This is a genomic window from Mycobacterium sp. 1245852.3, from assembly GCF_001669335.1.
In the GTDB taxonomy this organism is placed as follows: Bacteria; Actinomycetota; Actinomycetes; order Mycobacteriales; family Mycobacteriaceae; genus Mycobacterium; species Mycobacterium europaeum_A.
The window spans coordinates 1-11,505 of the sequence record NZ_LZLL01000085.1 but is presented as its reverse complement, the minus strand read 5'-3'; the positions used below and the strand labels follow the sequence as shown (position 1 = coordinate 11,505).

Sequence of the window (11,505 nt, the reverse complement as noted above, 5' to 3'; positions counted from 1 at the left end):
GCGTTTAAAATCATCGTTTCCGCGTAAATCTCAACCCGGATCCCGGTCAACATCGGCAGCGTGTCGTCGCGGCCCGCCGCGATGGCCACCTGGCTGATCGCCTCGGCGAACAAGTCGGCGGGCAGCGTCCCGGTCTCTTCGGGCAGCGCCGGCAGCGTCGGGTAATCCTCGACGGCCATCGTCGGCAACGAGAACCTGGCGTTTCCACAGTGCAGTGCCACCCGGTTGCCGTCGACGTAGAAGTCGATGGGCTTGTTGGGCAGCGCCCGCACGATGTCCGACAACAGCCGGCCCGACACCAAAACACTTCCCGGAGAAGCGATTTCGGCTGCAACCTGCGCCTCGGCGGAAACCTCGTAATCGAATCCGGAGATCGTCAGGCCCTCATCGGTGCCGGACAGCAGCACACCGGAGAGCACCGGCACCGCGGGTCTGGACGGCAGGTTCTTCGCCACCCACGACACCGCGTCGGCGAAAGACTCCCGCACCAAACGAAATTTCAAGTCGCTGAGGCCAGCCGTCGTCGTCGCCGCGTCCATAGCGTCCCTTCACCTACTCAGCGTTTCGAATCCGTTGGCTAGCCTCCCCCCGCTAGCACGGGGCTCCGCCACGAACGCCGATGACATGTGATGAGCCAACGGCGACCGCAACGGCAGTCGAAGAACAACCGTAGATCCTTCGACGCCATCTTGAAAGCTAATCGCAAACCCCGACAACCCGAGCTGACCAAGCCTCGGACGACGAGTGTGCACCGGGCGTCCCCAAGCCTGTATTTCAAAGAAGAACCGATGAAGAGATCTCAGTACCAGTATTAAGGCCTGTGCAAGCTGGGGACAGCGGCCTCTCGGCCCAGCTAGCGCCGCGATCGGCTTGTGCATCGCCGCGTGAACACCTGTGGGCGAGGTGTTGGGCGGGTGGGGACGAATGACAACTGTGCACCCAAGCGGTGTTACTACACCGGCGATTAATTGCGTTGTGCACAGTCCTACCCACATCCCCTCGCTGTGGCGGGTGTGACAGACGGGTGTGAAGTTTCTCGAAAAAAAATTACGAGCACGCGCAGCGAAAGCCCGGAATCAGGGCCGGGAGCGCCGGGGAGAGAAGAGATTTCAGCGCTTGGAGCGCTGACGGATGCGAGTGGTGAGCTCCTTGACATGATCAAAAACCTCACGCCGCTCGGCCATCTCGGACAAGATCTTGCGCTGCGCGTACATGACCGTGGTGTGGTCGCGGCCGAATGCCTGCCCGATCTTGGGTAATGACAGATCGGTGAGCTCGCGGCACAGATACATCGCGATCTGGCGCGATTGGGCCAGCGCTCGGGTCTTGCCGGGGCCGCGGAGCTCTTCGACCGTGGTGTCGAAGTATTCGGCGGTGGCCGCCATGATGGTGGCCGCGCTGATCTGCATGGTGCTGGCGTCGGCGATCAGATCGCGAAGCACAATCTCGGCCAGCGCCTTGTCGATCGGCGTCTTGTTCAGCGAGGCGAATGCCGTGACGCGGATCAGGGCGCCTTCGAGCTCGCGGATGTTGCGCTCGATGCTGCTGGCGATCAGCTCGAGGACATCGTCGGGCACCGCCAGCCGCTCCATCTGTGCTTTCTTGCGCAGGATGGCGATCCGGGTTTCCAGTTCGGGGGGCTGTACGTCGGTGATCAGGCCCCACTCGAACCGCGTCCGCAGCCGATCTTCCAGCGTGGCCAGCTGTTTGGGTGGGCGGTCCGAGGAGATGACGATCTGTTTGTTGGCGTTGTGCAGCGTGTTGAAGGTGTGGAAGAACTCTTCCTGGATACCTTCCTTGCCCTCGATGAACTGAATGTCATCGACCAGCAGCACGTCGACGTCGCGATAGCTGCGCTTGAACGCGACCTTGCGGTCGTCGCGCAGCGAGTTGATGAAGTCGTTGGTGAATTCCTCGGTGGAGACGTACTTGACTCGCATGCCCGGGAACAGCCGCTGCGCGTAATTGCCGGCGGCGTGCAACAAGTGGGTCTTGCCGAGACCGGACTCGCCCCAGATGAACAAAGGGTTGTAGGCCCGCGCCGGCGCTTCGGCGATCGCCAGGGCGGCGGCGTGGGCGAACCGGTTGGAGGCACCGATGACGAACGTGTCGAAGGTGTAGCGGCGGTTGAGGCTCGTCCCGGCGGCGACGGCCGGATCGATTGCGTGCGGCCGCTCGGTGAAGTAGTTCGGCCACCCCGGCTGGCTGTCGGTGACCGTCTCGCCGTTGTCGAACGCTTCGTCGTTGTCGCCGGCCGCGCCGTCGGCGGGGAAGGCAGGTTCGGTTCCGGGGAACGGTTCGGCCGGCGGGATGAGCGCGTCCTCGACGTCGTCGGGCGGGGGAGCGATGCGAACACCCAGTTGAATCTGCTGGCCGAGCCGCCGGCTGAGCGCATCGGTGATGGGTGCCCGCAGATGTCGTTCGATCTCGTTTTGCACGAAGCTGCTCGGCACCGACAGCAGCGCGAATCCCTCGACGATGGTCAGTGGGCGGACAAGATTGAGCCAGGCCCGCTGCTGGGGAGTGAGGGGAGTGACCAGGGTCGTGCGGTTGGCCGTCATGCCGTCCGCAGGAGGCTCCCCGTTGAGCTCGGAAACGACCGCATTCCACACTGCCGTGAAACTGGAACCGGGGTCATCGGTCAACGACGCATCTCCCTGGTTCTCGAACGTCCCGACCCGAGTCACACACGCTAGGCGACAAAGCAACTGTCCACATAGTTATACACAGGTGTGGACAGGATGATCGTAGGCGAGCCACAACCTACCGGCGACGGCTCGCGATCTCCGCGCTGGAAGAGAACCTCGGAAGGTTGTCTAGGCAGCTAGTCGATCCACCATCCTCGCTTCGTTGTCGAGCGCTGCTTTAGTCTAAATCGACTTCGCAGAAGCTAACAGTTTTCCGTTCGGCTGCCAACCGTTCTGCTGCATTCCAATCCGGTCATTTAGGGTACGTGGGGCTTGCTTCGGCTCGTTATGGTAGCCACGCCCGCGGCGAGTGTGACCGAAACGGAAAATCTTTCCGGCAGGCGGGCGCGGCTTCGTTGCGGCAGGCCAGGTTTGACCAGGCGAAGCCTCGTCAGTACCCTCAAACAGTCGCCCGAAAGTCGGCGATACGGCTGCGACCCGAACCACCTGGGGACCGCGCCGGCCAGTAGCACCAAGACCACCTCCGGTCGAACCGCAGACGAGCCCGATGCGAAACGTCTGAGCGGCCGGATGGCAACACAACGAGGAGAACGTCGTGGCCAAGGGCAAGCGGACCTTCCAGCCGAATAACCGGCGCCGAGCCCGCGTGCATGGCTTCCGCCTGCGGATGCGCACTCGTGCCGGACGCGCGATCGTGTCCGGTCGGCGCCGCAAGGGTCGCCGCGCGCTCTCTGCCTGATCGCAACGTCAGGTCCTTCGGCGGTGCTTCCCGCACGCAACCGCATGACGCGGTCAATTGACTTTGACGCGACGGTGAAGCGCGGGATTCGGATGGCACAGCCCGATCTCGTCGTGCATTTTCACCGAGGCGAAGACGGTGACGAAATCCAGGCGCCGCGCGTCGGACTGGTGGTCGGCAAGCCCGTCGGGTCCGCCGTCGAGCGCCACCGGGTCGCTCGTCGGCTGCGGCACGTCGCCCGAACACTGCTGGGCGAGCTCAGCCAATCCGATCGGTTGGTGATCCGCGCGCTGCCCAGCAGCCGCACCGCCTCCTCCGCCCGACTCGAGCAGGAACTGCGCCGGTGTTTGCGACGCGTGCCGGCGGCAGGAAGCAAGCCGTGACGATCTCGACCCGGCTGCGGGCATCGGTTGGCGACGCCGGACGAGCGACCGCCCGCGGAGTGATTTTCGTGATCCAGCTGTATCGGCATATGGTGTCGCCGCTACGTCCGGCCACGTGTCGCTTCGTCCCGACCTGCAGCCAATACGCGGTCGATGCGCTCAACGAGTACGGCCTGATTCGGGGGAGCTGGTTGGCTGCGGCCAGACTCGCCAAGTGCGGACCATGGCATGAAGGCGGCTGGGACCCGATCCCGGACCGCCCCGGACGCCACGTGAATTGCCAAGATGCCAGCGACGCCCGGGTCCCCCGAGCGGCGCGAGGGGAGAGTGAATCTTTTGTTTGATTTCTTCAGTCTCGACTTCGTCTACTACCCGGTGTCGTGGATCATGTGGGTCTGGTACAAGTTGTTCGCCTCCATGCTGGGGCCGTCGAACTTCTTCGCCTGGGCGCTGTCGGTGATGTTCTTGGTCTTCACGCTGCGGGCGTTGCTCTACAAGCCGTTCGTCCGGCAGATCCGTACCACGCGCCAGATGCAGGAGCTGCAGCCCCAGATCAAGGCGCTGCAAAAGAAGTACGGCAAGGATCGCCAGCGGATGGCGCTCGAGATGCAGAAGCTGCAGCGCGAACACGGGTTCAACCCGATCCTGGGCTGCCTGCCGATGCTGGCGCAGATCCCGGTGTTCATCGGTCTGTATCACGTGCTGCGTTCGTTCAACCGGACGACCGGCGGGTTCGGCCAGCCCCACCTGTCGGTGGCGCAGAACCGGCTCACCGGAAACTACGTCTTCACCCCGACCGACGTCGGCCACTTCCTGGACGCGAACTTGTTCGGCGCACCGATCGGCGCCTTCATGACCCAGCGCACCGGGTTAGACGCGTTCACCTTCTTCAGTCGGCCGGCCGTGATCGCGGTCGGGCTGCCGGTGATGATCCTGGCCGGCGTCGCGACCTACTTCAACAGCCGGGCCTCGGTGGCGCGGCAGAGCCCGGAAGCGGCGGCCAACCCGCAGACCGCGATGATGAACAAGCTCGCGCTGTACGTGTTCCCGCTCGGCGTCGTCGTCGGTGGCCCGTTCCTTCCGCTGGCGATCATCCTGTACTGGTTCGCCAACAACATCTGGACCTTCGGGCAGCAGCATTACGTCTTCGGGATGATCGAGAAAGAGGACGAAGCCAAGAAGCAGGAAGCGATCCAGCGCCGGGCGGCGAACGCCCCGGCGCCGGGTGCCAAGCCGAAGCGGAATCCCAAGGCGGCATCGTCGGGTGGCAACGGCTCGTCGACGCCCGACGCCGAGACGGCTGCGTCCGGTTCGGGGAGCGCGGATTCCGATGGGGCCGACGCGCCGGCCACCGAGGCGAGCGACGGCCCGACCAACCGCATACCACGGCCCGGGGCGCGGCCGAAAAAGCGCAAACGCTGATACGGGCGGAATGACTAACGGGGCCGCCGGGACAGGGCGATCCGAATTGGGCTGGGGCCCATTGATTGAGGGAGAGAAGACATGACAGACGCCGAGACCACCGAGCGCGACGTCGATACCGAACTCGACACGCAATCGGCCGCCGGGGATGCCGCCGAGTCGGACTCGGAGGAAATCGATGATCTGGAGGAGCGCTTGGTCGCCGAGGGCGAGATAGCCGGCGACTACCTCGAAGAGTTGTTGGACCTGTTGGACTTTGACGGCGATATCGATCTGGACGTCGAGGGCAGCCGCGCCGTCGTGAGCATCGACGGCAGCGACGACCTGAACAAGTTGGTGGGCCGCGGCGGAGAGGTGCTCGACGCGCTGCAGGAGCTCACCCGGCTGGCGGTGCACCAGAAGACGGGCGTGCGGAGCCGGTTGATGCTCGACATCGCGAGCTGGCGTCGGCGGCGCCGGGAGGAGTTGGCGGCGCTGGGCGACAAGGTCGCGCGCCGGGTGCTCGAATCGGGCGAACGTGAAGAGCTCTCGCCGATGACGCCGTTCGAACGAAAGATCGTGCACGACGCCGTCGCCGCGGTGGCCGGGGTGCACAGCGAGAGCGAGGGCGTCGAGCCGTCGCGCCGCGTGGTCGTCCTGCACGACTGACCTCGCCAAGTTACAGCCGTGTAGTTCCCGCCCGTCGAACTCCGAAGGTTGACAGTGCGCTTCCCGACTAGAGGATGTTTCACGTGAAACATGTCGGTTCGGCCGATGCGGCGGGCTCGGCGGGGGAGGGCGCCGACCAAGGCTGCTCGCCGGACGCGGCGGCCGCGGTCTTCGGTGAGCGGCTGGGCATCGCCCGCCGGTACGCGGAGGTTTTGGCCACCGCTGGTGTGGAGCGAGGGCTGCTCGGGCCGCGAGAGGTCGACCGCATCTGGGACCGCCACATTCTGAATAGCGCGGCCCTCGCCGAGCTCCTCCATCCGGGCGAGCGCCTGATCGACATCGGGAGTGGGGCAGGCCTGCCGGGGATACCGCTGGCGATCGCGCGGCCCGATCTCGACGTCGTCCTGCTCGAACCGCTGCTGCGCCGCAGCGAATTTCTCAACGAGGTCATCGACGAACTAGGGTTAGCCGTCGAGGTGGTCCGTGGCCGTGCGGAGGAACCGGGAGTGCGCAACCGGTTCGGGGAGAGGGATGCTGCGGTGTCGCGAGCGGTTGCATCGTTGGACAAGCTGACGAAGTGGAGCTTGCCCCTGCTTCGGCCCGACGGCCGGATGCTCGCCATCAAGGGGGAGCGGGCGTCCGACGAAGTTGAACAGTACCGGCGTGTGATGGCTGCATCGGGCGCCGCTGATGTCAGGGTGGTGACATGTGGCGCGAACTATTTGCGTCCCCCCGCAACCGTAGTTTCAGCGCGCCGCGGAAAGCCGCCGCACCACAAGCCGGCACGGACCGGGAAGGCCCGAACCCGATGACTTCTCCTGAAGATTGGCCGGTGGCTCACCACGCACCGGAGGACGTTCGCGAGACGGCGGCGCCCGCGCCGGCGGCCAATGTTTCACGTGAAACAACGGCCGAATTCGACACCCCAATCGGGGCGGCCGCCGAACGCGCGATGCGGGTGCTGCACACCACGTACCCGCCGCTGCGCCGGCCGTCCCACCGCCGCGTTTTCACCGTCGCCAACCAAAAGGGCGGCGTGGGCAAGACGACCACCGCGGTCAACCTCGCGGCGGCGCTCGCGCTGCAGGGACTCAAGACCCTCGTCATCGATCTCGACCCCCAGGGCAACGCGAGCACGGCGCTCGGTATCACCGACCGGCGGTCGGGCACACCGTCGTCGTACGAGGTCTTGCTCGGCGAGGTTTCGGTGCACGATGCGCTGCGGCAGAGCCCGCACAACGAGCGCCTGTTCTGCATCCCGGCCACGATCGACCTGGCAGGCGCCGAGATCGAATTGGTCAGCATGGTGGCGCGCGAGAATCGGCTGCGCACCGCATTGGCCGATCTGGACAACCTCGACTTCGACTGCGTCTTCATCGATTGCCCGCCATCCCTCGGCCTGCTGACGATCAATGCGCTCGTCGCCGCGCCGGAGGTGATGATCCCGATCCAATGCGAGTACTACGCGCTCGAGGGTGTCTCGCAGCTGATGCGCAACATCGAGATGGTGAAGGCGCACCTCAATCCCAAGCTCGAGGTGACCACCGTGGTGCTGACCATGTATGACGGCCGCACCAAACTGGCCGACCAGGTCGCCGAAGAGGTACGCCGCTACTTCGGAAGCAAGGTGCTGCGCACGGTGATTCCGCGCAGCGTCAAGGTGTCCGAGGCGCCCGGCTACAGCATGACCATCATCGATTACGACCCCGGTTCTCGCGGGGCGATGAGCTATCTCGATGCGAGCCGTGAACTCGCCGAGCGCGATTGACCACCATCCGCGAAGGGACGACGATGACGCAGCCGTTACGCAAGAAGGGCGGCCTCGGCCGGGGCCTGGCTTCGCTTATTCCGACCGGCCCCGCGGAGGGCGACTCGGGACCGGCGACGCTCGGGCCGCGGATGGGCGACGCCGCCGCCGATGTCCTAATCGGGGGACCGCCGCCGCAGGACGCGTCGTCGATGGGCGCGGTCTACCGCGAGATCGCGCCGGCCGACATCGAGCGCAACCCGCGTCAGCCACGGCAGGTCTTCGACGAGGAAGCGCTGTCGGAGCTGGTGCACTCCATCCGCGAGTTCGGCCTCTTGCAGCCGATCGTGGTGCGGGCCGTCAAGGATTCCGCGAGCGGCGCGCGTTATCAGATCGTGATGGGGGAGCGGCGCTGGCGCGCGGCTCAAGAGGCCGGGTTGGCGACCATCCCGGCGATCGTGCGCGAGACCGGTGACGACGATCTGCTGCGCGACGCCCTGTTGGAAAACATCCACCGGGTGCAGCTGAACCCGTTGGAAGAGGCGGCCGCCTATCAGCAGTTGCTCGACGAGTTCGGGGTCACCCACGACGAACTGGCGGCGCGCATCGGCCGGTCGCGGCCGCTGATCACCAACATGATCCGGTTGCTCAAGCTGCCGATCGCGGTGCAGCGCCGGGTGGCCGCCGGGGTGCTGTCCGCGGGTCACGCGCGCGCATTGCTGTCGCTGGAGGCCGGGGCGGAGGCACAGGAGGAGTTGGCCACCCGGATCGTCGCCGAGGGGCTGTCGGTGCGGGCGACCGAGGAGGCGGTCACGTTGGCCAACCGGAGCGGTCCAGCCACGCCGACGGCGCCGCGGCGCAAGCCGATTCAGATGCCGGGCCTGCAGGACGTCGCCGATCGACTCTCGACCGCCTTCGACACCCGGGTGACCGTCAGCCTGGGCAAGCGCAAGGGCAAGATCGTCGTCGAGTTCGGCTCGGTGGACGATCTACAGCGGATCATCGACGTCATGTCCCCCCCCCAAGGCATGAACTAGGACACCGTGTAATTACGTCACTGTGACACCGGGGCGGCTTTCGCGAGCAGTCCGCCTACCCCCGGCGTCGGGGATCGACGAAATAGCATGCACATCAACAACTTCGATAATCGGCGTGTCGCGGTCGCAGAAGGCCGGCGGTCAGGGCGCGTCAACGCCGGTGGCCAGGCCAAAGCTGGCCCGATCGCGACCACCTCTCCTATCCTGGAGGGGTTGCCGGTGCAGATGGCTGCAGTACCGCACAGGAGCCAGGAGGCTAGTGTCCGCTCGAATCACGCCGCTACGGCTCGAGGCATTCGAGCAGCTTCCCAAGCACGCACGTCGGTGCGTCTTCTGGGAAGTCGATCCGGCGACCCTCGGTAATCAGGACCACCTCGCCGACCCCGAGTTCGAAAAAGAAGCGTGGCTGTCGATGGTGATGCTGGAGTGGGGCTCGTGCGGGCAGGTCGCGACCGCGGTCCCGGACGAACGAAGCCAGTCCGAGCCGCCGTGCCTGGGCTACGTGTTCTACGCCCCGCCGCGGGCGGTGCCGCGGGCGCAGCGGTTCCCGACCGGTCCGGTCTCCGCGGACGCCGTGCTGTTGACGTCGATGGGCATCGAACCCGGGCCGGCGGCCGACGATCTACCGAACGGGTTGATCGCGCGGGTGATCGACGAGCTGGTGCGCCGCGGCGTGCGGGCGCTTGAGGCGTTCGGCCGCACCCCGGCGGCGTCGGAACTGCAGGATCCGCGGCTGGTCGGTCCCGACGTGCGTCCGGTACTGGAAGCGGTGGGCGACTGTTCGGTGGACCATTGCGTCATGGACGCGGACTTCTTGAAAGACGCGGGTTTCGTTGTGGTGGCACCACATACGTATTTCCCGCGACTGCGGCTCGAGCTCGACAAGGGGCTGGGCTGGAAGGCCGAAGTGGAGGCGGCGCTGGAGCGGCTGCTGGAGAGCGCACACCTGGAGCAGCCGGTCGGTGCCGGGTCTACGGCGGCAAATGCGTTGAAAACGTTGAAAACCACCGCGGGTGGTTAACGGCTAAGAACCGCCCAGCTGGCTGGTGCGTTCCACCGACAATTCGTGGGCCAGCAATTCGGCGAAAGTGAAAGTGCCAGTGGGCCGGTCGTTTTTGCCCAACAGATACAGCCGCTTGACCGCGGCCAGGATTCCCTCGGCGATGGCATCACGGGTCTGCGTTGATACCAGCATCGAGCGATCACGCGGGTTGGTGATGTAGCCGACGTCGACCTGCACCGTGGGCATCCGGGTCAGGCGCAGCAGGTCCCACGTCCGGCCGTGCGTGCGGCAATCGCGTAATCCGGTGCGGGCCACCACTTCCCGCTGGATGAAGTCGGCGAGGTTACGCCCGATGGTGGAGACCGAACCGTGTGAGTTCCCGAAGTGGAACGACGCCACTCCGTTGGCGGCGGCGCTGACCTGACTCTCACAGCGCAGGCTGATCATCAGATCGGCGCCGACGTTGTTGGCGGTGGCGGCGCGCTCGGCATCCAACGGACTGCGGTTGACCGGTCGCGACAGGAAGGTCTCCATGCCGATCGCGGCCATCCGTCCCTCGAGCCGGCTGGCCAAGTCCCACAACACATCTGCTTCACTGATCGGTCCGGACGGGCCCTGCATGATGGCGCCGTGGTCCGCGCCGCCGCGGCCCGGATCGATGATGATCCGCTTGCCCGACAGCTTGGGGCCCGATGAGCGAACGAGCTCTTCTTCGCGGAGCGCGTGTGGCGATCCGCCGCTGACCCGTGAACTCAAAAAGTGAAAGGAGCGCAACGTTTCCGGACCGCAGATCCCGTCGGCGGAAAGCCCGTACTCGCGCTGATACGACATCAACGCGTTGTGCGTCTGCAACCCGAAGTATCCGTCGACCAGGCCGGTGTAGAAACCCAGATCCTGGAGCCGGGCCTGCAGCGTGGCCACGTCATCGCCGAACAGCGGGGCGCCGAATTGGTGGTACAACGTGCGCGCGCCCAACCGGTACGACGCCTCTTTGAGAGCCCGGTAGGTGGCCTCACCGACGATGCCGTCCACCAGCAGGCCGCGATGTTGTTGGAAAGCGCGCACCGCCTGGTCGAGTTCGGCGTCGAAGAGTTCGTGGGCCACCTGCTGGCCGGTGTTGAGATCGTCGTCGGAGCCATCGAGCAGGCCCAGGGAGGCCAGTGTCGCCCGAATCTCGGTCACAGCAGCGCCGCGGTCACCACAGCGCAGCGCGTCGCCGTATTCGCGGCGCGGACTCGACATACAGGGGGCCCTCCGGGACTAACTGACGAGCTCAAAAATGGGCAACAGCTAACCGTATTGTCGCAGACGCTTCGTCAATTCGGGAAAACCCCAGGCTATGCGCGGGGCGTGGTGCGCGGAAATCAAATGAAGATCAGCTGAGGTTGGGAACCGCGTCCGAGAGCTCGCGCAGCAGTGCGGCCTTGCCCTTGGCGCCGACGATTCGCTTCACCGGCTGCCCGTCTTTGAACAGGATCAGGGTGGGAATGGAGACCACCTGGAAGCTCTGTGCGGTTTCGGGGTTGGCGTCCACGTCGAGCTTGGCAACGGTGAGCTGTTCGCCCCGCTCGCTGGCGATCTCTTCGAGGACCGGCGCCACCATCTTGCAGGGGCCGCACCACGTTGCCCAAAAGTCAACCAGCACAGGCTTATTGCTGGACAAGACGTCGGTGGAAAACGACGCGTCAGAGACTTCTATTGTGGCCCCGGCTTTTTCGGCGTCGGTCATTGTGGTGCTCCAATCAATGTGTCGGTACTGCCAGGAAATTCGGTTGCGTCGCCTTGGGCGGCGGCGCTGGACTCTTCGTGGTCGGCGAGCCAGCGTTCGGCGTCGATGGCGGCCGAGCAGCCGCTGCCCGCGGCGGTGATGGCTTGGCG

13 protein-coding genes and 1 pseudogene are annotated in these 11,505 nt (G+C 65.5%); 9 read left to right on the top strand and 5 right to left on the bottom strand.

What is annotated here, in order from left to right; translation table 11 throughout:
* The coding region (gene dnaN / locus A9W96_RS03915; protein WP_067138013.1) for a DNA polymerase III subunit beta at positions 1–539 on the bottom strand (539 nt) is incomplete at its 3' end.
* Between the two features lie 570 nt (positions 540–1,109).
* The gene (gene dnaA, locus A9W96_RS03910) at positions 1,110–2,645 is read right to left on the bottom strand and encodes a chromosomal replication initiator protein DnaA (protein ID WP_066861980.1); all 1,536 of its coding nucleotides are present in this window, start codon (positions 2,643–2,645) and stop codon (positions 1,110–1,112) included.
* A gap of 598 nt (positions 2,646–3,243) precedes the next feature.
* On the opposite strand from dnaA, the gene rpmH reads away from it, so the two are divergent.
* The 9 genes from rpmH (at position 3,244) to A9W96_RS03875 (ending at position 9,645) form a co-directional block, all read left to right on the top strand.
* The gene (rpmH, locus tag A9W96_RS30065; RefSeq protein ID WP_003874369.1) at positions 3,244–3,387 is read left to right on the top strand and encodes a 50S ribosomal protein L34; all 144 of its coding nucleotides are present in this window, start codon (positions 3,244–3,246) and stop codon (positions 3,385–3,387) included.
* Positions 3,388–3,410: 23 nt separating this feature from the next.
* Complete coding sequence (rnpA, locus tag A9W96_RS03905; RefSeq protein WP_082972030.1) at positions 3,411–3,770, top strand: ribonuclease P protein component; 360 nt, start codon at positions 3,411–3,413, stop codon at positions 3,768–3,770.
* A complete protein-coding gene (gene yidD, locus A9W96_RS30060) occupies positions 3,767–4,114 on the top strand; it encodes a membrane protein insertion efficiency factor YidD (RefSeq protein ID WP_231999578.1) in 348 nt (115 codons plus the stop codon). The genes rnpA and yidD overlap by 4 nt, the downstream gene beginning before the upstream one ends.
* Positions 4,098–5,192: a membrane protein insertase YidC gene (yidC, locus tag A9W96_RS03900; protein ID WP_067138011.1), complete on the top strand. Its 1,095-nt coding sequence runs from the start codon at positions 4,098–4,100 to the stop codon at positions 5,190–5,192. The genes yidD and yidC overlap by 17 nt, the downstream gene beginning before the upstream one ends.
* A gap of 81 nt (positions 5,193–5,273) precedes the next feature.
* The gene (locus A9W96_RS03895; protein WP_067138009.1) at positions 5,274–5,840 is read left to right on the top strand and encodes a R3H domain-containing nucleic acid-binding protein; all 567 of its coding nucleotides are present in this window, start codon (positions 5,274–5,276) and stop codon (positions 5,838–5,840) included.
* A 74-nt stretch (positions 5,841–5,914) separates the two neighbouring features.
* The gene (gene rsmG / locus A9W96_RS03890) at positions 5,915–6,652 is read left to right on the top strand and encodes a 16S rRNA (guanine(527)-N(7))-methyltransferase RsmG (RefSeq protein WP_067138007.1); all 738 of its coding nucleotides are present in this window, start codon (positions 5,915–5,917) and stop codon (positions 6,650–6,652) included.
* Positions 6,649–7,608 (top strand): ParA family protein, encoded by a 960-nt coding sequence (locus A9W96_RS03885; RefSeq protein WP_067138005.1) that lies wholly within the window; start codon positions 6,649–6,651, stop codon positions 7,606–7,608. The genes rsmG and A9W96_RS03885 overlap by 4 nt, the downstream gene beginning before the upstream one ends.
* A 23-nt stretch (positions 7,609–7,631) precedes the next feature.
* Positions 7,632–8,624: a ParB/RepB/Spo0J family partition protein gene (locus A9W96_RS03880; RefSeq protein ID WP_067138003.1), complete on the top strand. Its 993-nt coding sequence runs from the start codon at positions 7,632–7,634 to the stop codon at positions 8,622–8,624.
* Between the two features lie 259 nt (positions 8,625–8,883).
* On the top strand, positions 8,884–9,645 hold the full coding sequence (locus tag A9W96_RS03875) for an acetyltransferase (RefSeq protein WP_067138001.1): 762 nt from the start codon (positions 8,884–8,886) through the stop codon (positions 9,643–9,645).
* Positions 9,646–9,648: 3 nt separating this feature from the next.
* On the opposite strand, the gene A9W96_RS03870 is transcribed toward A9W96_RS03875, so the two are convergent.
* The 3 genes and pseudogenes from A9W96_RS03870 to A9W96_RS31155 form a co-directional block, all read right to left on the bottom strand.
* Positions 9,649–10,869: an N-acetylmuramoyl-L-alanine amidase gene (locus A9W96_RS03870; protein ID WP_066861863.1), complete on the bottom strand. Its 1,221-nt coding sequence runs from the start codon at positions 10,867–10,869 to the stop codon at positions 9,649–9,651.
* 133 nt (positions 10,870–11,002) lie between these two features.
* Positions 11,003–11,356: a thioredoxin gene (gene trxA, locus A9W96_RS03865; protein WP_066861867.1), complete on the bottom strand. Its 354-nt coding sequence runs from the start codon at positions 11,354–11,356 to the stop codon at positions 11,003–11,005.
* A pseudogene (locus A9W96_RS31155) lies at positions 11,353–11,505 on the bottom strand (thioredoxin-disulfide reductase); the annotation flags it as partial. The pseudogene A9W96_RS31155 and the gene trxA, both read right to left, overlap by 4 nt.

What these genes read in the sequence shown, in the direction of transcription:
- A9W96_RS03895 (WP_067138009.1), top strand. Translation starts at nt 5,274, where the DNA reads ATGACAGACGCCGAGACCACCGAGCGCGACGTCGATACCGAACTCGAC.
- rsmG (WP_067138007.1), top strand. Translation starts at nt 5,915, where the DNA reads ATGTTTCACGTGAAACATGTCGGTTCGGCCGATGCGGCGGGCTCGGCG.
- A9W96_RS03885 (WP_067138005.1), top strand. Translation starts at nt 6,649, where the DNA reads ATGACTTCTCCTGAAGATTGGCCGGTGGCTCACCACGCACCGGAGGAC.
- A9W96_RS03880 (WP_067138003.1), top strand. Translation starts at nt 7,632, where the DNA reads ATGACGCAGCCGTTACGCAAGAAGGGCGGCCTCGGCCGGGGCCTGGCT.
- A9W96_RS03870 (WP_066861863.1), bottom strand. Translation starts at nt 10,869, where the DNA reads ATGTCGAGTCCGCGCCGCGAATACGGCGACGCGCTGCGCTGTGGTGAC.
- trxA (WP_066861867.1), bottom strand. Translation starts at nt 11,356, where the DNA reads ATGACCGACGCCGAAAAAGCCGGGGCCACAATAGAAGTCTCTGACGCG.